Raw genomic sequence first — 22829 nt, forward strand, 5'->3', positions numbered from 1 at the left:
CCAAGCATCCTGTGACATGTGTATTATGAAACCGGAAACCTGTCATTATCACCTCGGTACTTGCCGTGATGACAGTTTTGCCCAAGAGGTGTGCTTCCAGCCCCACATTGTTTATCTTGCTAATTCAAGCGCCTTAAAAGTCGGTATTACCCGTATTGGACAAATGCCAACGCGCTGGCTGGATCAGGGTGCGACTCAGGCTTTGCCCATTATGAAGGTCGGTTCCCGCCGCCTTTCAGGTCAGCTGGAAATTATGTTTGGAACACAGGTAGCAGACAAAACCGATTGGCGTAAACTGCTGAAAGGCGAAGCTGAACCACTCAATTTGATTGAAGTACGTGAACAGCTGATTGAAGAATTTGCACCGAAAATTCAGACTATTCGTGATGAATTTAGCCAGAATCTTCAATTTAACGAAACCATTGAAGTCATGGAAGATGAGCTGCCGCGCGAGTTTGTTTATCCGGTTGAGCAATATCCAGAGAAAATAAAATCGCATAATCTGGACAAGACACCGATTATTCGCGGCAAATTATTTGGTATTAAAGGACAGTACCTGATTTTAGATACCGGGGTCATTAATATCCGGAAATATTCAGGCTATGAACTGAAAATCCGAGCTGAATAATTTTCAATTCAGCCATAAAAAAACCTGCATGAATGCAGGTTTTTTTATTTCATAACAAATTATTTAATTTTTGCATGTGATTTTAGATATTGCGTGTAATCATCCAGTTCCTGCTGACCACGAAGCTGTTGATACAACTTGGACAATTCGCCCAATTGCTCATTGGTTAAGGCATTTGAGGTAGTCTTGTTCACGTTTGAAACAGCCACAACCACCAATTCATTTGGCAAAGAAGCCGTTGTCACTGACCACATGCCTGCTTTCGGTGCCGGAACACTGAATGCTGCACGTTCAATTTCGCGTTTCAAGCCTTGAGAACGTGTAAATACACCTGCACTTTCAAACGCGATGTTGCTTTGCGCCAAAACAGTTACAGCAGGTTGTGATTTAAAGTTATTCAATGCGGTCTGGATTTTCGCTTTAGCGGCATCAATTGCTTTTTGTTCAATCAGTTTCGCTTTTACACGTGGTGTTGCTTCAGCCAAAGTTTGCATCCCAGCTGCATGATAATTACGCACTTTTACCCAAACAGTGTCACCATTTGCCATCTGGATGCTGCTAGATGCATTACGATCACCATTTTTCACGTCATCATTAAATAGTTTAACTTTGACATTGGCATCACTTAGTACAGGATGTTGTGTAGCCAAAGTCATGCCTTTTACAGACTGAACAGTTACGCCCTTAACTTCTTGAGCAACCACATCCAATGCATCACTACCTACAACCAGCTCATTCAGACTATTTACGGCATCAGAGAATGAATTCGCAGCTTTGTTCTTTTGCAACTCAGCCAACAAGCGTGGTTTTTCAGTTTCAAATGAAGGCAGCTTCACTGCAGCAGCTTCTGTTTCAATCAAATGATAACCGTACTGGGTTTTAACCGGCGCTGAAACTTGTGCTGATTTTAAAGAAGCAACAGTTTGATCGAATGCATCACCAAACACACCTTTTTCATAAGCCTCTATTACACCACCCTTAGCTTTAGATTCAGTATCATCCGAATATTGAGCAGCGGCCTGGGCAAAACTCATGCCTGCCTTAATTTTTGCAGCGACTTCATCAGCTAGTTTTTTCGCTTCAGCATCTGAGCGACTGTCTACAGTAATTAAAATATGCTTCACCAAAGGCTTAGCATTTTGTTTTTGTGCATCGACAAATGTGCTATAAGCTTGCTGCAATTCCGCATCTGTCACTTGAGTATTCGCCGCTGCAACATTGGCAGGCTTTAACACCACATAATCTACATCCACACTTGCCACCTGTTTAAAGGCTTGTTGATGCTTGTTGTAGTAAGTAGCAATATCTTGAGCTGTTACTTTGACATTTTTCTTGTAGTCATCCAGCTTAATGCTGGCAAGATGCAAGGTGCGTTGCTCAGTCTGTAAATTGGCAATTTGTTCAATATCCAGCTTACTGACCAATGCATAATCCATAAATGTTGACGTCAGCATTTTTAAAGCATGATCTTGACGCAAGTTTGCAATCAAAGCCTGATTGGTCATACCCACTGAACGTAAATAATTCGAATATAAGGCTTCAGAAAATTTACCATTTTCCTGGAAGCTTGGTTGCTGGGCAATCATCTGTTCAATTTGTGCATCACTTAATGAAATGCCCAATTCCTCTGCCTGTTGCAATAACAAGCTACGAGCTACCAGACTATCCATCGCTTTATTTTCGATGAAAGATTGATTCAGTAAAGTTTCGTCGCCATTGGCATAAGCCAAATATTGTTCTTTAAATGTTTTGGTCAGCGCTTCTAATTCTTTTTTAGATATTTCTTGGCCATTGACCAGTTTTGCTGTGTCTTCAGATTTTCCACCGCTAAAATATCCTTCAATACCTACAAGTGCTAAAGGGGTCAAAAACAAAATGAGCAAAGCTTTGCCCAACCAGCCCTTAATAACTTTACGAAAAGATTCCATAAGTATTCCAATATTTTATTTGTGGGCGATTTTACCCGAAAACCTGCTTTGAATGAATGTGTTCAAACTGTAAATCGGCATTATTAATAAAAAACGCGCCTTATAGGGCGCGTTTATCGGCATAAAAAAAAGATTAAGCTACAGAATCTTTTAAACCTTTACCTGCTTTAAAGCTTGGTACTTTGCTTGCTTTAATTTCTAAAGCTGCACCAGTTTGCGGGTTACGGCCTGTACGAGCCGCACGTTCTTTAACGTTGAATGTACCAAAACCAACAAGTGTAACAGTATCACCAGATTTAAGTGCTTCAGTAATTGAAGCAATTGTTGCATCTAAGGCTTTACCTGCATCAGTCTTAGACAATCCCCCTTTCTCTGCAATTGCATCGATTAATTCTGATTTATTCATGAAGATTACGTCCTCTTAATATCGTTTATTTAAGGTCTAAGGATTCCATAACACCTTTATATCAATGCTTTGGGGCAAAACGCAATACTCTGAATCGGCTTTTCTGCAAAATAATTGCGAAAAAAATTGTTGAAAAATGCAGAAAAAGCAAAATTGTTTCATTTTTTTACTATTTGTGACTTTAAAAGCTTATTTTCTTCAATCAAAAAATCTACCTTGTTATGTAGCTGTAATATGAGACTTTCTAAATGTTGAATATCTTTTACCGTCACCAAACCAATTCTGTTTAAAGAATGGTTAACACTATGATCCAGTAATTTTTCTACTTTATCTTTGGTATCACTGACCGACTCTTTGGCCTTTTCCGAGACTTTTTCTACAGTTTGATCGGCAATTTCAGTGGTTTTGGATTCCAGTTCCTCTCCCACCTTGACTAAAGAGTCAAATAATTTATTGCCCTCTTCTTCTGCACGCGAAAAAGCCCCTAAACCAGCAAGCCATATTTGCTGGGTATATTTACGAAAATCCAGACCTGACTTACGGCCTGAACGTGATTTATTCTTGGTTTTATCAGTATTTTCATTTTTTAGTTGATCAATCTCTTGATCTTTTATTGATTTATCCATGCCTGCATTCTCCTGTTCACTTTCTATACAACTTAACTATAATTATTCAAAAATACAGTCATAATAACAAATTAAAGACTTGATCGATTTGCTAAACTGTTCTACAAAGCAAGATTAATATATTTGTAATAAGTCCTGAAGCACATTTTCGAGCATTGGATGCTCCTTTCAGGTAAGGATTAATTTTTATGAGCGAATCGCAACAAAGTCAAAATCAACCGCATTTGTTGCTCACAATGACCATGATTGTTTTGGAGACAATCTTTACCTTCATCTTAAAACATGATCGGGTTGTTGGATTGCAAGCTAAAAAATTTGTAGATCAAAAAATTACCATTAAAATTAATAGCTATTTACCTTATTTTGATTTTTATGTGGTTTTCACCGAACATGGCATATTGTTCGATACCAAGGCGCCAGAAAAAGTGGTCGATCTGGATATCCGCACTACGCTCATGGATCTGATCAAGGTATTTGTTTTCGGTAACCGCCGCAGTATAAAAAAAATGCGTATTGATGGCGATACCACCTTAAAAGACGAGTTTCGCGATTTAACCCTGCTGTTCAGCTTTCCAAAAGTTTTATCGGACTGGAAACAGTGGCTCAGTGAACCGAGTGATGGCCAGGAAGTTATTTCTTCTAAAAAGCGCATTGCCCCGCTACTAGAAAAAATTGAGCAACAACGTTCAAAGATCAATACATTACAGGTAGAAGTCAAACAATATAAGAATCGTATTCGTCGTATGCAGCACAAGCAAAAAAGAATGAATATCGCTTTTAGTCTAACTATCGTGTTATTGGTTGCGTTATTAGTGTATAATTATTGGGTTATATAAATATATAATTTTCCTATAAAACAAAATAATTTTAAGCCCAATAAAAAAACTTGACTATTTTAGTCAGGATTCATAAAATCGACACATCTAGTCTTAATATGTGTATCGAATCATGCGTCTTACTACTCGCGGTCGTTACGCAGTGACTGCTCTACTTGATTTAGCTTTGCAGCCAACTGAACAAACGATTACGCTTGCTGAAATTGCAGCTCGTCAAACTATTTCTGTTGCTTATCTTGAGCAGTTATTTGCGAAATTAAAACGCCACGGCTTAGTTTCTAGTGTTCGTGGTGCCAACGGTGGTTACCATCTAGCGCGTAACGCTGAAGAAATCACAGTATTAGAAATTATTGAAGCTGTAAACGAAACAGTTGACGCAACGCGTTGCGACCATAAGGGTAACTGCCAGAATGGTGCAATGTGCTTGACTCATGATTTATGGCAAGAACTCTCCCACCACATTGCCGATTATTTAGCAAAAATCACCCTTGCTGATCTGGTTGCACGAGACAACGTTCAAACTGTTTCCATTCGCCAAAATACAGCATCATTTGATTCAGCCCTTTTATCGGTTACAGGTATTTGACATGAAACGTCCGATTTATCTTGATTATGCAGCAACCACTCCTGTAGATCCTCAAGTTGCAGAACGCATGATGGAGTGCTTAACTTTCGATGGTACTTTCGGTAATGCTGCATCTCGTTCTCATGCGTACGGCTGGCAGGCTGAAGAAAAAGTAGAATATGCACGTGAACAAGTTGCCAACTTGATCAAAGCGGATCCACGTGAGATTGTTTGGACTTCAGGTGCAACAGAATCTGATAACCTTGCCCTTAAAGGTGTGGCGCAGTTTTATGCCTCTAAAGGCAAACACATCATTACAAGTAAAATTGAACACAAAGCAATTTTAGATACTTGCCGCGAATTAGAAGAAGAAGGTTTTGAAATTACCTATCTTGAGCCACAACCACAAACAGGTTTAATTACTCCTGAAATGGTTGAAGCTGCGATTCGTCCAGATACTATTCTTGTTTCCCTGATGATGGTAAACAACGAAATTGGTACTATCACTGACGTTGCGGCAATCGGTGAAATTACCCGTGCCAAGAAAATTTTCTTCCACGTTGATGCTGCGCAAGCTGCAGGTAAAGTAGAGATTGATCTTTCAACTTTAAAAGTTGATTTAATGAGTTTTTCTGCTCACAAAATTTATGGCCCTAAAGGCATCGGTGCATTATTCGTTCGTCGTTCACCACGTGTACGCCTTAAAGCTCAAATGCACGGTGGCGGTCATGAACGCGGTATGCGCTCAGGTACACTTGCAACTCACCAAATCGTGGGTATGGGTGAAGCATTTGAACTTGCAGGCAAAAACCTGGAAGCTGAACAAGCACGTATCCGAGTTTTACGCGACAAGTTATGGAATGGCCTGCAAGATTTAGAACAAGTGTTCTTAAACGGTCATCCTACTTACAACGTTGCTAACTATCTGAATGTCAGCTTTAACTTTGTTGAAGGTGAATCATTGATGATGGCATTGAAGGACGCAGCTGTATCTTCTGGTTCAGCATGTACTTCTGCAACGCTTGAACCATCGTATGTACTTCGTGCACTCGGTCTTTCTGACGAACTTGCTCACAGTTCAATTCGTTTCAGCTTTGGTAAGTACACCACTGAAGAAGATATCGATCACGTTCTTGAAGTCACTAAAGCTGCTGTTGAGAAATTGCGTGAACTTTCTCCGCTTTGGGATATGTACAAAGAAGGTATCGACCTTTCCACTGTTGAATGGGCTGAGCACTAATTCATTGCCTAAAGATAGCTTTAAAATTTAAAGCTATCTCATTGATAAACGTAATTTCATCCCCATATTAATCTTAAGGCTGACCCCGAGGTTTGGAGAAGCATCATGGCTTATAGCGAAAAAGTAATTGATCATTACGAAAACCCTCGTAATGTTGGTGTTTTAGATAAAAATGCTGAAAATGTTGGTACAGGTATGGTCGGTGCACCAGCTTGTGGCGATGTAATGCGTCTTCAAATTCAAGTGAATGATGAAGGTGTCATTGAAGAAGCACGTTTTAAAACGTATGGTTGCGGTTCTGCGATTGCCTCTAGCTCACTTGTGACTGAATGGCTAAAAGGTAAAACCCTTGACCAAGCTCAAGCGATCAAGAACATCGACATTGCAACTGAACTGGCTTTACCTCCAGTAAAAGTACACTGCTCTGTACTGGCTGAAGATGCAATTAAAGCTGCTGTTGAAGACTATCGCAGCAAAAAAACAAAAGCTTAAGTGTTTCAAGTTTTTGATAAAAGATTAACGGAGTTTTCATGATCCATTTAACTGAAAATGCTGCAACTCATATCAGCAATTACCTAAAGAATCGCGGTAAGGGTGAAGGCATTCGCGTTGGTGTGAAAACTTCAGGCTGTTCTGGTTTGGCTTATGTACTCGAATTCGTCGATGAAGTCGATACTCATGACCAGATGTTTGAGCAGTTTGGTGTTAAAGTTTTTGTTGACCCGAAAAGCCTGGTTTATCTTGAAGGTATGGAGATGGACTACGTGAAAAATGGTCTCAATGAAGGCTTCGAATTTAACAACCCGAATAAAAAAGGCGAATGTGGCTGTGGTGAATCTTTCACCGTTTAAACATCCCATTCTCTCTCTTTTGGTAATTAAAACAGTGTAAAATACACTGTTTTAATTGCATTTAAAGCAGTCACTTTTTGCATATCTATCGCGGATCCAATCTCCCATGAATCATTTTGAGTTGTTCAACCTCCCTGTAGCACTCGATATTGATTTAGCAGCGTTAAAAACTGAATTTTTGAAGTTGCAGCAACAATATCATCCAGATAAAGCCGAAGACAAAGATCAGGCTCTGATTAAATCGAGTGAAATCAATCAGGCATTTAAAGCTTTATCTAATGTTGATAGCCGCGCTGCCTATCTCTTGAGTCTTAAAAAACAAGATTATCATCTGGATCAATCGATTGGTGATTTCGAGTTTTTACAGTCTGCACTGGAAATTCGTGAACAGCTGGATGAAGCTGGCTCGGCTGATGAACTGACTTCATTAAAGCAGGAAGTTCAGCAGTGGATTGACGGTTTAGTGCGTGAATTCAAAATTGACTATAATGAAGAAGATTGGTCTGAAGCTCGCGATACCGTTCGTAAATTACGTTTCTTTGTGAAAGTCATGACTGACATTGACAAAGCTGAGGATCGTTTTCTGGACGATGACAGCTTTGATTTAGATGATGATTTTTAATTCGCTTTGATTTTATTTTTTTAATTTTTAGTTCTAAGGATGTAACACAATGGCTCTCTTGCAAATTGCAGAACCCGGTCAATCAAGTGCACCGCATGAACACCGCATTGCAATTGGTATCGACTTAGGTACTACGCATTCATTGGTTGCCACCGTACTTTCAGGTAAAGCCAAAGTACTTAACGACGAACAAGGTCGAGTGTTACTTCCGTCTATTGTTCACTATAGCCATAACAACACAAATTATGGTGATGAAGCTAAGCCTTTTCTTACTTCAGATCCTAAAAATACTATTGTTTCAGTAAAACGTTTTATGGGACGTTCTAAAGCAGACATCAAGTTTCAGCACCCTTACAATTTGGTGGGTGAAGATAATCAGATGCCTGCTTTTGAAACTGCACAAGGTCGTAAAACCCCTGTTGAAATTTCAGCAGAAATTTTAAAACAGCTGAAGGATCGTGCAGAAAGCAGTTTAAATAATCCAGTGAATGGTGCTGTCATTACTGTTCCGGCCTATTTTGATGAAGCACAACGTCAGGCAACCCGTGATGCTGCCCAACTGGCAGGTTTAAACGTTTTACGTTTGCTGAATGAGCCCACCGCTGCGGCTGTGGCTTATGGCTTAGATCAGGAAACCAATCTGGCTCATGATCAAAACTATGTGATTTATGATCTGGGTGGCGGTACCTTTGATGTATCGATCCTGCGTTTCTCTCAAGGCGTATTCGAAGTTTTAGCAACTGGTGGTCATACTGCACTGGGTGGTGATGACCTCGACCGTTTAATTGTGAAATGGGCTAAAAAACAACTCAATGTAGAAACATTGGATGATGCAGAATATGCACATTTTATTGTTTCTGCACGTAAAGCCAAAGAAGCCTTGTCGGATGCCGATTCAGTAGAACTTAAAGTATTGGATCAAACCATCACTTTAGACCGTCCTACATTTGAAGACATCATTAAAGTGGCTTTAGACAAAACCATCAGCGTATGCAAACGCGTGATGCGCGATGCCAAACTTGAACTGGATGACATTAAAAATGTCGTACTTGTCGGTGGTTCTACCCGCTCTTATGCTGTGCAAAAAGCGGTGCGTGAAGTGTTCAATCAAGAACCTCTCTGCACGATTAACCCGGATGAAGTGGTTGCGATTGGCGCATCCATCACAGCTAATCAGTTAATTGGCAACTCTAAAGATGGCTCTTTACTACTCGACGTTACCCCGCTGTCGCTCGGTCTGGAAACTATGGGCGGTCTGGTTGAGCGTTTAATCTCGCGCAACACCGCTATTCCTGTGGCGCGTCGCCAGGAATTTACCACCTATCAAGATGGTCAAACTGCCATGCTGATTCATGTGGTGCAAGGTGAACGTGATCTGGTGGAACATTGTCGTAGTCTGGGTCGTTTTGTCTTGCATGGCATTCCGCCAATGACTGCCGGTCAGGCACGTATTGAAGTGACTTTCCAGGTCGATGCGGATGGACTTTTGACCGTTGCGGCTAAAGAAACTACTTCTGGTGTACATGCGCAAATTGACATTAAACCTTCTTATGGTCTCTCCGATGCCGATACCGAACGTTTACTGATTGACGGTTTCAAATATGCTGAAGAAGATAAGAATCTTCGTCATTTGCAGGAAACCAAAGTTGAAGCAAAACGTGAACTTGAAGCATTAGAGCAAGCCCTTAAAGCAGATGTCCAGCTATTAACTGCAGAACAGTTAGAGGCTTTAAATCAAGCCAAAACTCAGCTTAAAGCTCAACTCGAAACTACAGATCTCAAAGCTATTGAACAGGCTGTAGAACAGCTTAAAATACACAGCGATGCTTTTGCTGCTGCACGTATGAATCAACACATTGATGCTGCGCTCAAAGGCACTAAACTTGATGACTGGTCAAACTCGGACAAATAAATAGGAAAAAATTATGCCACGTATTAAAATTCTTCCACATGCGCAAATTTGCCCTAATGGTGCTGAGTTTGAAGTAGAACAGGATGCCAACCTTTGTGAAAGCTTATTGAAAAATGGCATTAAGATTGAGCATGCATGCGATATGTCTTGTGCATGTACCACTTGCCACGTGGTGGTACGTAAAGGCTTTGACAGCCTGGAAGAAATGACCGATGTTGAAGCAGATTTGCTGGATCGTGCTTGGGGTCTTGAACCTGATTCACGCCTTTCATGCCAGGTTAAAATTGTCGATGAAGATCTGGAAGTTGAAATTCCGAAATACACCATTAACCATGCTTCAGAAAATCATTAAAATTCTGAGCCATAAAAAACCACGCGATTGCGTGGTTTTTTTCAACTATAAACTTTATCTTAAGCAATTTTTCTAGTGATATTGTTCGTCTTTTTCATCTTCAACCACATCTTCCAAATTGAGTCTGACAATACCTTCAGAATTGGTCATTTTTTGCTGTTTTTCTATGCGCTTGATCATTTTTTCCAGAACTTGAATCAGTTCAGGATATTCATAGTTTTGAACTTCATCCAGATTCAACAACAAATGGAAACCCTTGTATTCATAGTCAAACCAGCGCTGATAGTCCGATTTACGCGAGGTATATTTCTCCATCACTTGCCAGGTTTTTACCGGTCCCTGAATGCCTTTAAGCGTAATGGGTGCCTTAGGTGCACATAAATAATCATTCTTGATTAAATTATAGGTCTCGTCTGAAATCAGGATTTCATCCACTGCTGCTGCACTTTGCAAACGCGCTGCCAGATTGGCATCCCGCCCGACAATGGTATAAGCCATACGATGTGCTGCGCCATAGTTTCCTACGTGACAATATCCGGTACTGATTCCCATACGGATATGCAACGCCGGATAACCCATCTTGATCCAGCGCTCACGCAGCAGCTTCATTTGCTGACGCATGTCGATTGCCATGTCTAGACACGTTTTTGCATCTTGTTCCACACCTTGCGAGATTGGGTCACCAAAGAAAATCAGGATCGCATCACCCATAAACTTGTCGACAGTCGCTTCATACTGTTTGGCAATTTCAGTCATATGACTTAAATAGTCATTGAGCAAGAATGCCAGATCATCTGGAATAAGTGTTTCTGAAAGTTCGGTAAAACCTTGAATATCTGAAAAGAAAATGGTCATTTTCTTACGTTTGTATTCAATTTTGGCTTCCGACTCACCTTTCATGATCGACTGCCACAACTGCACAGGTGCATAGCGGCTCAGCTGGTTCGCGAATTCCATATAACGATTCATTTGATCGTAATAATACGTTCGGCGATTACTGATATGCTGAATCTGGCTGCGCTGGTAAAAACTGCCCACCCCAAAATAAGTAATTAAGCAGATAAAACCCAGAACGGTTAATTCGCCTGTGGTTTGCTCAAAATACTCACCAAAGCCAAAGACAAAAATATTGCACAGATAAAAAACAGCAATACCAATTAAGCTTCCCAAAGATACGATTAAAAAGGAAATTTTATTGCTGATTGCGGTATATAAAAGCGCAAACAGGGAAATAAAAGTCAGGACCAGATTTAAGTGAATGCCCGATAGAATGACTGAAATCGCTATAATATCCATCACAAATAAGACATTGCGTTTGATATTGGTGTTATAGCGATACTGTAGCCAGGTCGATAACTTCGGTGAAATCAGTAATATAAACAGCAGAAAAAATGGAATATAAATCTGAAATTGAGTGTCAGATGCTGTGTAATGATAGACAATAATCAGCAAAGACAACATGATATATCCCATCAAACGATGAAAGTATTCAAACTGTCTGGGCTCTTTTCTAATCCAGTCGTCTAATGACACTCAATTCCTCCTGATCCGAGTCTTTACACCATATATTCCAGTATGGCTTTCGATGACCAGTAATTAATCCATACGCCAGTCAAATGGCATATCACCCTGACCGCGCAAAGCGAGCATCAAGGTTTGACGCATATGTGCAAGAACTTCATTGCTATAAGGAACCGCTGGTGTACCCCAAACCGGTTTTGGCCAAGCCACGTCATTTTGATAACGCACGACATGATGAAAATGCAGTTGTGGAACCATGTTGCCTAATGCTGCAACATTCATTTTGTCTGCACGGAATACGCGTGAAAGCTGACTTGATAACCAGCTAGATTCACGCAGGAATTGTTCCTGGTCAGCCTGACTTAATTCATATAATTCGCTTACGCCAGGTACACGCGGAATTAATATGAGCCACGGAAATTGCATATCATTCATTAAACGACATGTTGACAGTGGAAAGTCGCCTACAAAAAAAGTGTCTTGAGCAAGTTGTGGATGCAAACTAAACATATCTTTATAAATTATGCAAAATTAGAATGATGGCTAATACTATCACATACAATGGGACGTGAATATTCTATGCAATGTGTTTCATTACAAATAAGCCACTATTTCCATTGAATATGTGAACATGCACGAATTTAATAAATTTCTCTAAAAAATCAAGCGCTTCATCGCAGTAATTTTTAAAATAAGCGTAAATTGCAAACAGAGTGCATAAATATTATGCACTCCTGTTCAAATTAATGAATTTCTTTCAATAAACTGTCCAGTAAATCGACAATAAACTGGATGCGTTTTTGATAATCTTCCAGCATCACCATGACTTTCAGGCGTTGTCCTCCATCCATGCGGAAAAAGGTTGGATGTTTTTGCATCATCTGAATAATACTGATGGCCTGGACTGGCGTATCCGGTGCAAACTCGATATGTCCACCATTAGCGCTGATATCAATTTTCGTGATGCCCAACTGCTCTGCTTTTAAGCGAATCTGATGCACAGCAAACAGCTGTTTTACTGGCTGAGGGGGCACACCAAAACGGTCAATCAACTCCATACGGATATTGTCGAGTTTTTCCTGCGTATCGGTATTACTGATCCGTTTATAGAACAATAAGCGCTGATGTACATCGCCTAGATATTCATCTGGAATCAGGGCCGGCATATGCAGATTAATCTCTGCAATGAGGGATAATGGTGCATCGAAATTCGGAGTTTTGCCTTTTTGGATGGCTTTGGTAGCTTTTTCCAGCATTTCCATATACAGGCTATATCCAATCGCTTGCATCGAACCGCTTTGTTGCTCGCCCAGCAGTTCACCTGCACCACGTATTTCCAGATCTTCGGTGGCCAGCATGAAACCTGCACCTAAGTTGGATGCACGCTGAATCGCATCCAGACGTTTTTCAGCATCACCTTTGAGGCCCTTAATTGAAGGTACCAGCAAATAAGCATAGGCTTGATGGTGCGAACGTCCTACACGACCACGCAATTGATGTAACTGAGCCAGACCTAACTTGTCTGCACGCTCAATCAAAATAGTATTGGCATTCGGCACGTCAATCCCGGTTTCAATAATGGTTGAACAGACCAGCACATTGTATTCTTTGTGATAGAACTGCTGCATGATCTGTTCCAGTTCACGCTCCCGCATTTGTCCATGTGCCACGGCAACGCGTGCTTCGGGCACCAGTTTACGGATATTTTCAGCGGTACGTTCAATGGTATCCACTTCATTATGCAGAAAATACACCTGCCCACCACGCAGTAACTCACGCAAAATCGCTTCTTTAATGGATTCGTCTGTTTGTTCCTGTACAAAAGTTTTGACGGCCAAACGACGTGCTGGTGGCGTGGCGATAATCGACAAATCCCGCATCCCGCTAAAAGCCATATTTAAAGTACGTGGAATGGGGGTTGCGGTCAGGGTCAACATGTCGACATCGGCACGCATGGCTTTAATACGTTCTTTATCACGTACGCCGAAGCGGTGTTCTTCATCGACAATCATCAATCCCAGATTTTTAAACTGAACATTTTCCTGCAAAATTTTGTGCGTACCAATCACAATATCGACTTTACCTTCTGCCAGATCTTCAATGGTCTTCATATGCGACTTGCTTGAACCAAAACGGGAAAGCACTTCAATACGAATCGGCCAATCGGCAAAACGGTCTTTAAAGGATTCATAATGCTGCTGTGCCAGCAAGGTTGTTGGAACCAGCACTGCCACTTGTTTGTTGTTTTGTACTGCCAAAAATGCGGCCCGCATTGCCACTTCAGTTTTGCCAAATCCGACATCACCACAGACCAGACGATCCATCGGTTTAGCCAGTTGCATATCGTGCAGGGTCGCTTCAATGGCATTGGCCTGATCTAAAGTTTCTTCATAAGCAAAGCCACTGGCAAACTGCATATATGAACTTTGTTCCAGCTCGAAACTAAAGCCGGGTTTAGACTGACGACGTGCCTGTATATGTAACAGCTCGGCAGCAACATCGTGAATCTGTTCCAAAGCTTTACGTTTGGCTTTATTCCAGGCATCGGTACCGAGTTTATGTAAAGGTGCCAAATCAGGATCGCCGCCACTATAGCGGCTGATTAAATGCAAATTGGTGACCGGAACATAGACCTTGGCAGCATCAGCATAATCCAGCTGTAAAAACTCATGATCTTGATCATCAATACTTAACGTGACCAAGCCGGCATAACGTCCCACCCCGTAATCGATATGCACCACAGGGGCACCAATACTCAATTCAGTTAAACTGCGGATCAGGAACTCTTCTGAAACTTCCTGCTGGCGTTTACGACGGCGCTGGACGACGCGATGTTCATAGAGCTGATTTTCCGAAATCACCGTGAGGTGATTCGGAATCACTAGACCACGATCAAGAGGCGCACTGGTAATGGCGATAGCATGCAATGATTTTCTAAAATCTGCAAAATTCTCTACATTGGGAATATCACCCAAAGCTGGACGCAGCGCATCTTTTAAGGTTTCACGGCGTCCGGCACTTTCAGCCACCAACAGTACTGGATGATTGGCGGCATCAATATATTTTTTAACCGCAGAAAATGGTTTTTCCTGTTTTGGATCTACCGGTAAACGCGGGGGTAATTCGGTATTAAGATTCAGCACCCCAGTTTTATCTACAAACTCTTCTGAAGATGCAATGATTCTGGCAAAGTGATTCAGCTGTTCCAAGACCTGATTCGGTTGCAGAAATATTTCTTCGGGTGCAAGAATAGGATGATCGACATTATGACGGCGATCTTCATAACGTCGAACCACATCCTTCCAGAAACTGGTTAATCCCTCATCCAGATACTTATCTGTAATGACAATGCCATTCTTAGGTAAGTATGCCATTAGGGTACTTTGAGTTTGCATCGCCTCTTTGGTGAAAAATAAAGGGAAATAAAACTCTAGTCCTGGAGATGCAATGCCTTCAAGAACATCCTGATACACTGGATTTTTCTTCGGATTTGCAGTTGGAAAACTCTCTGCATAACGGTCACGGAAAGTCGCACGCCCTTCTTTGAGCGGAAATTCTTTGGCCGGCAATACCGAAAACTGTTGTAGCGTTTGTGTGGTTCTTTGCGTTTCAGGATCAAAGAACTTTAAGCTCTCGATTTCATCATCAAACAAATCGATACGGATTGGTGAATTTTGCCCGGATGCATAAATATCCATAATGCTGCCGCGTACCGCAAATTCACCATGATCATAAACCGTATCGACCAGATGATAACCCGCTTGAATCAAACGCAGTTTTTGCTGTTCCAGTTCAAATTTCTGTCCCACTTTAATATCAAAATGTTCACCCAACACCCATGAGGTAGGTGCAACACGTTGTGCTAAAGTGGATGCGGATAAAAGCAACACACCCTGCTTTGGCATATTCGATAAAATCGACAGCCGTTCCGACACAATATCTTGGTGTGGCGACAATCTGTCATAAGGCAAAATTTCCCAATCCGGGAAAATGGTCGGTTTTATGCCATAAAATTCCAGTTCACTTTCCAACTGTCCCAAGTGCTGGTTATTTCTGGCAATTACAATGAACAGTTGCTTATTTTGCGTGGCAATTTCTTTAAACAATAAAGCGGCAGATGAGCCCTGTAAATTACCGACCCAGCGTTTTTCGCCTGCTTTTAATTGCTGCAGATTTAATTGGGAAATTTCTTGTTGGAACATGTATATAGCTTTTGGTCTAAATGACATGGACCGTATATTAACATGGGTTTTTTCTTGGTTGAGTTATTTTTATATACAGCTAATTATGACCGTTAAATCCTTTTAAAAGTCATGTATGCGTAGAAGATCAGCCGCTTATTTAACTTCTTTCATAAGTCTTTTTTAATGACTAAAAGTTGTACGCAATGTCAAAATTGAAAATAGATTATTTCGACGGAGTCTTATAATTTTGACACATATTTCAGGATAAACCTTCGGTTCGACCTACTTTTGTTTCGGCAAAAGTAGGCAAAACCATTATCATCCACAAAACCTGTTCACCTTTTGGAATTCTTTCATTGTTTCGCAGAAACAAAATTATACAAAGACCTGATAGGTTGTGGATGACGTTTGCGAGTCTTACATAGGTTGCAAAAATTTATTTCAAAATCAAGTAAATATAGAATATTTTGTAATTTATACGAGTTAGCTATTTTTCGCGTTTAAAGTTGTGGTAATAGTCATTCAGCTTTTTAATCACCTGCTTTAACTGCAACAGATTTTCCTCATTATTGCCCAAACGCGTTACAAACCGTTGATTGGCAATTTCCAGATCAATTTTCTCATTGATAATGATGGCCGCGAAATATAACGCTTTTAAATCATCAAATGTGTTTAATTTGCGATTGGAAAAATATGATAACCGTTCTGACCATTCATTAAGAATAATGCCATCAACGATATAACCCTGTTCTTGATTGAATTGAATATTATTTTCTTTCAGGAACCGCTGTTCAGGAGAAGGTTTAGAACTTGTAAATAGTCCAGCAAGTTTATTCAGCATAAGTATTACAAATATTTTAAATCCTGCCTATTTTAACCCTGAGCAGACCTGTTGTGATGATTATTTTTATAAAAAAGCCAGTAACCGAAGTTACCCGCTTTTCAACTCTTTGACTTTTACAACAACTACACAATTAGACTTTCTCTAAAAGCCATTAACTGACTTGTGCTAATGACTCATGTTGCAAACTCACTTCTGACACCAGATTACTAAAAGCAAAGATTTCATCTAACTGTTCTTGTGTGAGTAATTCCTGCTCTAATACGACCTGTTGAATAGTTTTATTTTCGACAATACATTGCTTGCCGATCTCATCACATTTGGCATGTCCCAAAATGGGATCGAGTAAAGTCACAATCCCGACACTGCGCATGACCGCGTCATAACACACCTGCTCATTGGCCTGAATACCCTGAATACATTTACTATCCAGACTTGCAATGGCTTTTGTCAGTAATTCAATGGATTCATTCATTGAAAGTGCGATGACCGGTTCCATCACATTTAACTGTAATTGTCCTGCTTCTGCTGCCATGGTCACAGTGAGATCATTACCAATGACTTTATAGGCAATCTGATTCACCACTTCCGGAATGACCGGATTGATTTTGGCCGGCATAATGGATGAACCGGCCTGCAATTCAGGTAAGCGAATTTCCGCCAGACCGGTACGTGGGCCCGAGCTCAATAGGCGCAAGTCATTACAGATTTTTGAAAGTTTGACTGCCAGCCGTTTCAGGGTACTGGATAAAATAATGAATACGCCGCAATCACTAGTGGCTTCCACATAGTCTTCTGCACCGATCAGCTTCAGTCCGGTAACCTGACTTAAAGCCTGAACCGCTTGATGAGCATAGCCTTTCGGAGTGTTTACCCCGGTACCAATTGCCGTTGCTCCCAGATTGACTTCCAGCAATAGCTCACGGGTATGTTGAATCAGGCGCAGGTCTTCTTTGAGCAAGGTGGCAAAAGCACGAAATTCTTGTCCCAAAGTCATCGGAACTGCATCCTGCAACTGGGTACGGCCCATTTTTAAAACAAACTGAAACTCTGCAACCTTGATATGCAATGTATCAACTAATTTTTGAATCTGAAGCAATAAATCATCCAGACTATAATAAGTCGCCAAACGTAACGCCGTCGGATAGACGTCATTGGTGGATTGGGATTTATTGACATGATCATTCGGGTGAATATGTTCGTATTGCCCCTTGTGAAAACCTAAATGCTCCAAGGCAATATTGGCCAATACTTCATTGGTATTCATATTAATGGAAGTTCCGGCTCCGCCCTGATAAATATCTAAGGGAAAAGCCTCACTCCATTGTTCCGGTTCTTCGATCAGGACATTGCAGGCATATTGTATAGCCTGATTCAACTGTTCTGAAATTTTGCCGAATTTGAAATTAGTTTGTGCTGAAGCTTTTTTGACTTGCGCCAAGGCACGAATAAAATGATGTTGATTCCCCACTTTCTGATTAGAGATCTGGAAATTCTCTAAAGCTCTTAAAGTATGAATGCCATAATAACATGCTGCCGGAACTTCCTTGGCTCCCAGCAAATCACGCTCTATTCTTGTATTCTCAGATTGTACTGTAGACACTTTTACTATACTCACTTGTATGTACTAAAATGGTGCAATAGCGAAAATCCTAAACCTTTGCTTTATTTTGACTACAGTAAAAAGATATTTATTTGGCAATGCTCTATGACCAAATACATGGGCTTTGTAGCTAATGTAAGTATTTGTAATTTCACTTTTGCTATTCAATTTACCTGCTCAAAAAACAGCGTTGGTAAAGCTTGTCGCCTGAATATTCAATTAACCCTATGTCACATTCCCCACCTTATAAATGACATTTAGCCTCATATTTATATTTATTTGATTTTATTAACTTTTATTTAATTGTATCTAAAAATACATTCTGCAACAGAACATGCAATTAATTCCCTTAGAAATGTAACAGAAGGTAATTTTGATTTTGTGTTTGAATCAGCGCCTACTAAATATGGATAAAAATTCATCTTGGACAGATGTATTTATAAGGACATAAGGATGAGTACATGAGTCAACTGAACCCGACATTAATCACATTTATTTTTTATATTGTCGCCATGGTCGGTATAGGATTATATGCCTATAAAGCCACTACCGACTTTTCAGATTATATTCTGGGTGGCCGCAGTCTAGGCAGTGTGGTCACTGCCCTGTCTGCAGGTGCATCGGATATGAGTGGCTGGTTGCTCATGGGCTTACCTGGAGCCATTTATCTCTCTGGCTTATCTGAAGCATGGATTGCCATTGGACTGATTATCGGTGCATGGCTGAATTGGCTACTGGTTGCAGGTCGCTTGCGGGTGCATACCGAAGTTCAGAATAATGCCTTGACCCTGCCCGATTATTTCACCAGTCGTTTTGCTGACCGCAAGCGTGTTTTACGTGTGATTTCAGCCTTGGTGATTCTGGTGTTTTTCTCGATTTATTGTGCCTCCGGCATGGTTGCGGGTGCGCGCCTATTTGAAAGCATTTTTGGCTGGTCATATACCACTGCATTATGGATCAGCGCAATTGCCACCATTAGTTATGTGTGTATTGGCGGATTCCTGGCGATTAGCTGGACCGATACTTTCCAGGCAGGCCTGATGATTTTCGCCTTAATCCTCACCCCGATCATGGCTTATATGGCCATCGGTGATCATAGTCAGCAGTTGGCAACTGTAATTGAAACAGCACGCCCGCATGCCAGCAATATGCTTTCAGGTTTAAGTACGGTTGCCATTTTATCTTCCCTCGCTTGGGGCTTAGGCTATTTCGGTCAGCCGCATATTTTGGTGCGTTTTATGGCGGCCGATTCAGTCAAGACCATTCCTGCGGCACGCCGTATTGGCATGAGCTGGATGATTTTATGTTTGGGCGGCGCAGTTGGTGCTGGTTTTATTGGTATTGCCTATTTCCAGCAGCATGCCGAACTGGCAAGCGTGGTCTCTCAAAACCCGGAAACCATTTTTATGGAACTGACCAAAATCCTGTTTAATCCATGGATTGCCGGCATTATTTTGGCCGCGATTTTAGCCGCAGTGATGAGCACGCTCAGCTGTCAGCTTTTGGTTTGTTCAAGTACCTTGACTGAAGATTTGTATAAATCATTTCTACGCAAGAATGCCTCGCAAAAGGAACTGGTCTGGGTCGGGCGCTTTATGGTGTTAGCCATTGCTGTTCTTGCCATCGTGTTGGCAAGCAACCCAAGCAGCAAAGTACTGGGGCTGGTTGCCTATGCCTGGGCAGGTTTTGGCGCGGCATTTGGACCCTTAATTATTTTGTCCTTGTTCTGGAAACGCATGACTTTAAACGGCGCCATCATGGGTATTCTGGTGGGTGCAAGCACGGTCATTCTGTGGAAAAACATGATGGCGGATACCGGATTATATGAAATTATTCCCGGTTTCATTCTGTCATTTGTCAGCATTGTCGTGGTGAGTTTACTGGAAAAAGCCCCTTCTCAAGACGTGATTCAACGTTTTGAACAGGCAGATGAATTGTATAAAAAAGAAATGGCCGAACTGCAAAATCAAATCCCTGCCCAACCGGAAAACTCCTTATAAAATCTGAATCATTGCAGTCTAGTTTGGCATTTACAATAAGGGGCTTTATGCCCCTTTGCTTTATTTTTGCCCTTTGCTTTTTAAATATATCTTGGAGCTTTCTTTAATCACTTCCATTACCGGATAACTGCGTGTTTCTTTAATCCCAGGCAATTGCCACAGCACCTGTCCTGAAATTCTGCGGAACTCTTCCATATTGGCACAGCGGATTTTTACCACAAAATCGAAACCGCCGCTGATCATATGACATTCCACGATTTCCGGATATTGCATGATCGCATCGGAAAATTCTTCCAACACATTAGGCGTGGTTTTATCCAGTAATATTTCCACAAACACCACAAAACTGGCATTCAGCATGTCAGGGTTGAGCTTCGCTTCATAGCCTAAAATAAAACCGTCTTTGGCTAATTTTTGCACCCGCGCCAGTGCTGCAGTGGCTGATAGATTCACTGCTTCAGCCAATTTGATATTCGAAATTCGTCCATCATTTTGCAGAATATCTAAAATTTTGATATCCGTTCTGTCCAAAGTAAAAATTGGGCTCGTCATCTGAATTATTCTCTAAAATGAATAAAAATTATAGTGAGTTATTCGGCATCCTTTCTGTAATCATAAATTATATAAGGTATTTGACTCAACAAAAAAATTGGCAGTCACAGGATGTTGGCATGAATATGATGGATACAGAAACCCGTTTCGACGAAGCAAAACCTCACTTTGAATATATTACTGAATTCAAAGAACAGAATGATTATGAAGTTGAGGTTAATACTGCCTGGCGCCGTGCTGAACCCGAGTGTGTTGAAAACCTGCTTGAATATAGCCAGATTTCTGAACAACTGAATCAGCGTATTTATGATCTTGCCTTCAACTTGGCCCACACATTGCGTGAACGTAAAAGCACGAATGGTAAAGCCGGAATCGTTCAGGGTTTATTGCAAGAATTTTCATTGTCCTCTCAAGAAGGCATTGCCCTGATGTGTCTGGCGGAAGCCTTGCTTCGTATTCCGGATAGTGCGACACGTGACCTGCTAATTCGCGACAAAATTAATCAGGGTAATTGGAAGGAGCATGTTGGGCAAAGTAGCCTGATGTTTGTCAATGCTGCGGCTTGGGGCCTCATGCTGACCGGCAAACTGATGGAAACGCCAAAACAGAAAAGTTTATCCAGTGTCCTGACCGGGCTTTTAGCACGTAGTGGTCGCGGTATTATCCGTAAAGCGGTAGATGTGGCCATGCGGATGATGGGTGAACAGTTCGTGACTGGTGAAACCATTCAAGAAGCGCTAGAACATGCAGAACTTTTAGAAGACAAAGGTTTCCGATATTCCTATGACATGCTCGGTGAAGCAGCACTCACAGAACATGATGCTGAACGTTATTACCAAGATTATAGCAATGCCATCCATGCCATTGGTCAGGCATCCAAAGACAAAGATGTTTATGAGGGTCCTGGCATTTCCATCAAGCTGTCTGCCCTGCATCCGCGCTATCAGCGTGCACAAATCAGCCGCGTACATGACGAGCTGTATCCAAAAGTGCTGCAATTGGCGGAACTGGCAAAACGCTACAATATTGGTTTAAACATTGATGCTGAAGAATCTGAGCGTCTGGAAATTTCCCTGGAATTATTAGACCGTCTGTGTTTTGAGCCTAGTCTTTCCGACTGGAAAGGGATTGGTTTTGTAATTCAGGCCTATCAAAAACGTTGTTTCAACGTGGTTGATTATGTAGTGGATTTAGCAAAACGCAGTCAAAAACGTTTGATGATCCGTCTGGTTAAAGGTGCTTACTGGGATAGCGAAATTAAGAAAGCCCAGATTGATGGCATGACTGACTATCCGGTATTTACCCGTAAAGTACATACGGACTTATCTTATATTGCCTGTGCCAAAAAACTCCTGGCTGCCCCAGAGCAGATTTATCCGCAGTTTGCGACGCATAATGCCCAAACCCTTGCCACGATTTACCATTTAGCCGATCCGAATCAATATTACAGCGGTCAATATGAATTCCAGTGTCTGCATGGCATGGGTGAACCACTATACGAAAATGAGGTGGGTGACAAAGCTGCTGGAAAACTCGGTGTTCCATGCCGGATCTATGCACCTGTCGGGAACCATGAAACTCTACTGGCTTATCTGGTGCGTCGTCTGTTAGAAAATGGCGCCAATACTTCATTCGTGAATCGCATTGCCGACAAAAATTTAAAAGTCGAAGACCTGATTGAGAATCCACGTCAAACCATTTTAAAAGCAGCCCAACAGGAAAATGCCGTAGTTGCTAAACATCCGAAAATCCCTTATCCAAAAGATTTATACGGTGCTCTGCGATCAAATTCGTCCGGATTGGACCTGGCCAATGATGCAAACCTGCAAGCCTTAAATGAAGTTGCAACAGACTTAGCGAATAGTCAATTCCAGGCTGCTGCAATGGGTACTGCTTTCTCAGAAATCGATAGTAGTCATCCAGTACAGATTATCAATCCAGCACAGCATCAGGACGTTGTTGGTACTGTCTATGAAGCCACCACTGAACAGGCAGAAATTGCCCTGACTCAGGCAGTGAATGCACAAAGTTTTTGGAGTAATCTGCCAAAGAATGAACGTGCTGCTTGCCTAAACAAAGCCGCCGACCTGATGCAACAACGTTTACTGCCACTGATGGTTCTACTGTCTCGTGAAGCCGGTAAAACCTATGCCAATGCGATT

20 protein-coding genes are annotated in these 22829 nt (G+C 41.3%); 11 read left to right on the forward strand and 9 right to left on the reverse strand.

Features of this window, described 5'->3' with window-relative positions:
• On the forward strand, window positions 1-628 hold a 628-nt coding region (locus B2Y23_RS09280; RefSeq protein WP_291370420.1), incomplete at its 5' end, for a DUF2797 domain-containing protein.
• A gap of 59 nt (window positions 629-687) precedes the next feature.
• Here B2Y23_RS09280 and B2Y23_RS09285 read toward each other — a convergent pair.
• From B2Y23_RS09285 to B2Y23_RS09295, 3 genes are all read right to left on the reverse strand, one after another.
• The gene (locus B2Y23_RS09285; RefSeq protein ID WP_291370422.1) at window positions 688-2556 is read right to left on the reverse strand and encodes a SurA N-terminal domain-containing protein; all 1869 of its coding nucleotides are present in this window, start codon (window positions 2554-2556) and stop codon (window positions 688-690) included.
• Between the two features lie 133 nt (window positions 2557-2689).
• Window positions 2690-2962 (reverse strand): HU family DNA-binding protein, encoded by a 273-nt coding sequence (locus B2Y23_RS09290; protein WP_004651791.1) that lies wholly within the window; start codon window positions 2960-2962, stop codon window positions 2690-2692.
• A gap of 158 nt (window positions 2963-3120) precedes the next feature.
• The gene (locus tag B2Y23_RS09295) at window positions 3121-3588 is read right to left on the reverse strand and encodes a phasin family protein (RefSeq protein WP_291354574.1); all 468 of its coding nucleotides are present in this window, start codon (window positions 3586-3588) and stop codon (window positions 3121-3123) included.
• Window positions 3589-3776: 188 nt separating this feature from the next.
• On the opposite strand from B2Y23_RS09295, the gene B2Y23_RS09300 reads away from it, so the two are divergent.
• The 8 genes from B2Y23_RS09300 (at window position 3777) to fdx (ending at window position 9966) form a co-directional block, all read left to right on the forward strand.
• Window positions 3777-4424, forward strand: a complete 648-nt coding sequence (locus B2Y23_RS09300) for a hypothetical protein (protein ID WP_291354573.1) — start codon at window positions 3777-3779, stop codon at window positions 4422-4424.
• Between the two features lie 112 nt (window positions 4425-4536).
• Window positions 4537-5010 carry an Rrf2 family transcriptional regulator gene (locus tag B2Y23_RS09305; RefSeq protein WP_291354572.1) on the forward strand — a complete coding sequence of 158 codons (474 nt, stop codon included), beginning with the start codon at window positions 4537-4539 and terminating at the stop codon, window positions 5008-5010.
• A gap of 1 nt (window position 5011) precedes the next feature.
• A complete protein-coding gene (locus B2Y23_RS09310) occupies window positions 5012-6229 on the forward strand; it encodes an IscS subfamily cysteine desulfurase (RefSeq protein WP_291354571.1) in 1218 nt (405 codons plus the stop codon).
• A gap of 105 nt (window positions 6230-6334) precedes the next feature.
• Window positions 6335-6721 (forward strand): Fe-S cluster assembly scaffold IscU, encoded by a 387-nt coding sequence (gene iscU, locus B2Y23_RS09315; RefSeq protein ID WP_086197845.1) that lies wholly within the window; start codon window positions 6335-6337, stop codon window positions 6719-6721.
• A gap of 38 nt (window positions 6722-6759) precedes the next feature.
• The gene (gene iscA, locus B2Y23_RS09320) at window positions 6760-7080 is read left to right on the forward strand and encodes an iron-sulfur cluster assembly protein IscA (RefSeq protein ID WP_086196349.1); all 321 of its coding nucleotides are present in this window, start codon (window positions 6760-6762) and stop codon (window positions 7078-7080) included.
• Between the two features lie 106 nt (window positions 7081-7186).
• Window positions 7187-7702, forward strand: a complete 516-nt coding sequence (hscB, locus tag B2Y23_RS09325) for a Fe-S protein assembly co-chaperone HscB (protein ID WP_291354570.1) — start codon at window positions 7187-7189, stop codon at window positions 7700-7702.
• A gap of 49 nt (window positions 7703-7751) precedes the next feature.
• Window positions 7752-9614: a Fe-S protein assembly chaperone HscA gene (gene hscA / locus B2Y23_RS09330; protein ID WP_291370424.1), complete on the forward strand. Its 1863-nt coding sequence runs from the start codon at window positions 7752-7754 to the stop codon at window positions 9612-9614.
• Window positions 9615-9627: 13 nt separating this feature from the next.
• On the forward strand, window positions 9628-9966 hold the full coding sequence (fdx, locus tag B2Y23_RS09335; RefSeq protein WP_291370426.1) for an ISC system 2Fe-2S type ferredoxin: 339 nt from the start codon (window positions 9628-9630) through the stop codon (window positions 9964-9966).
• A 72-nt stretch (window positions 9967-10038) separates the two neighbouring features.
• On the opposite strand, the gene B2Y23_RS09340 is transcribed toward fdx, so the two are convergent.
• The 5 genes from B2Y23_RS09340 to aspA all read right to left on the reverse strand — a co-directional run bounded on the left by B2Y23_RS09340 (window position 10039) and on the right by aspA (window position 18115).
• Entirely contained in the window at window positions 10039-11499 is a 1461-nt protein-coding gene (locus B2Y23_RS09340; protein ID WP_291370428.1) for an adenylate/guanylate cyclase domain-containing protein, read from the reverse strand.
• 63 nt (window positions 11500-11562) lie between these two features.
• On the reverse strand, window positions 11563-11997 hold the full coding sequence (locus tag B2Y23_RS09345; protein ID WP_291354567.1) for an HIT domain-containing protein: 435 nt from the start codon (window positions 11995-11997) through the stop codon (window positions 11563-11565).
• Between the two features lie 233 nt (window positions 11998-12230).
• On the reverse strand, window positions 12231-15689 hold the full coding sequence (gene mfd / locus B2Y23_RS09350) for a transcription-repair coupling factor (RefSeq protein ID WP_291370430.1): 3459 nt from the start codon (window positions 15687-15689) through the stop codon (window positions 12231-12233).
• 469 nt (window positions 15690-16158) lie between these two features.
• Window positions 16159-16512, reverse strand: a complete 354-nt coding sequence (locus B2Y23_RS09355) for a hypothetical protein (RefSeq protein ID WP_291370432.1) — start codon at window positions 16510-16512, stop codon at window positions 16159-16161.
• Between the two features lie 154 nt (window positions 16513-16666).
• Window positions 16667-18115 carry an aspartate ammonia-lyase gene (gene aspA, locus B2Y23_RS09360; RefSeq protein WP_291354564.1) on the reverse strand — a complete coding sequence of 483 codons (1449 nt, stop codon included), beginning with the start codon at window positions 18113-18115 and terminating at the stop codon, window positions 16667-16669.
• 461 nt (window positions 18116-18576) lie between these two features.
• Between aspA and putP the strand changes: the two genes are divergently transcribed.
• Window positions 18577-20115 carry a sodium/proline symporter PutP gene (putP, locus tag B2Y23_RS09365; RefSeq protein WP_291354563.1) on the forward strand — a complete coding sequence of 513 codons (1539 nt, stop codon included), beginning with the start codon at window positions 18577-18579 and terminating at the stop codon, window positions 20113-20115.
• A 60-nt stretch (window positions 20116-20175) separates the two neighbouring features.
• On the opposite strand, the gene B2Y23_RS09370 is transcribed toward putP, so the two are convergent.
• Complete coding sequence (locus B2Y23_RS09370; RefSeq protein WP_086197854.1) at window positions 20176-20667, reverse strand: Lrp/AsnC ligand binding domain-containing protein; 492 nt, start codon at window positions 20665-20667, stop codon at window positions 20176-20178.
• 119 nt (window positions 20668-20786) lie between these two features.
• Between B2Y23_RS09370 and putA the strand changes: the two genes are divergently transcribed.
• A partial coding sequence (putA, locus tag B2Y23_RS09375; RefSeq protein WP_291370434.1) for a bifunctional proline dehydrogenase/L-glutamate gamma-semialdehyde dehydrogenase PutA occupies window positions 20787-22829 on the forward strand: 2043 nt, incomplete at its 3' end.

The sequence above is a fragment of the Acinetobacter sp. UBA5934 genome (assembly GCF_002430855.1).
Classification (GTDB): Bacteria; Pseudomonadota; Gammaproteobacteria; order Pseudomonadales; family Moraxellaceae; genus Acinetobacter.

Excerpts from the sequence above, each read along its gene's own strand:
- fdx (WP_291370426.1), top strand. The coding sequence starts at position 9,628 with ATGCCACGTATTAAAATTCTTCCACATGCGCAAATTTGCCCTAATGGT.
- iscU (WP_086197845.1), top strand. The coding sequence starts at position 6,335 with ATGGCTTATAGCGAAAAAGTAATTGATCATTACGAAAACCCTCGTAAT.
- B2Y23_RS09300 (WP_291354573.1), top strand. The coding sequence starts at position 3,777 with ATGAGCGAATCGCAACAAAGTCAAAATCAACCGCATTTGTTGCTCACA.
- iscA (WP_086196349.1), top strand. The coding sequence starts at position 6,760 with ATGATCCATTTAACTGAAAATGCTGCAACTCATATCAGCAATTACCTA.
- mfd (WP_291370430.1), bottom strand. The coding sequence starts at position 15,689 with ATGTTCCAACAAGAAATTTCCCAATTAAATCTGCAGCAATTAAAAGCA.
- hscA (WP_291370424.1), top strand. The coding sequence starts at position 7,752 with ATGGCTCTCTTGCAAATTGCAGAACCCGGTCAATCAAGTGCACCGCAT.
- B2Y23_RS09295 (WP_291354574.1), bottom strand. The coding sequence starts at position 3,588 with ATGGATAAATCAATAAAAGATCAAGAGATTGATCAACTAAAAAATGAA.
- B2Y23_RS09290 (WP_004651791.1), bottom strand. The coding sequence starts at position 2,962 with ATGAATAAATCAGAATTAATCGATGCAATTGCAGAGAAAGGGGGATTG.
- B2Y23_RS09305 (WP_291354572.1), top strand. The coding sequence starts at position 4,537 with ATGCGTCTTACTACTCGCGGTCGTTACGCAGTGACTGCTCTACTTGAT.
- B2Y23_RS09310 (WP_291354571.1), top strand. The coding sequence starts at position 5,012 with ATGAAACGTCCGATTTATCTTGATTATGCAGCAACCACTCCTGTAGAT.
- hscB (WP_291354570.1), top strand. The coding sequence starts at position 7,187 with ATGAATCATTTTGAGTTGTTCAACCTCCCTGTAGCACTCGATATTGAT.
- B2Y23_RS09345 (WP_291354567.1), bottom strand. The coding sequence starts at position 11,997 with ATGTTTAGTTTGCATCCACAACTTGCTCAAGACACTTTTTTTGTAGGC.
- B2Y23_RS09285 (WP_291370422.1), bottom strand. The coding sequence starts at position 2,556 with ATGGAATCTTTTCGTAAAGTTATTAAGGGCTGGTTGGGCAAAGCTTTG.
- B2Y23_RS09370 (WP_086197854.1), bottom strand. The coding sequence starts at position 20,667 with ATGACGAGCCCAATTTTTACTTTGGACAGAACGGATATCAAAATTTTA.
- putP (WP_291354563.1), top strand. The coding sequence starts at position 18,577 with ATGAGTCAACTGAACCCGACATTAATCACATTTATTTTTTATATTGTC.
- B2Y23_RS09355 (WP_291370432.1), bottom strand. The coding sequence starts at position 16,512 with ATGCTGAATAAACTTGCTGGACTATTTACAAGTTCTAAACCTTCTCCT.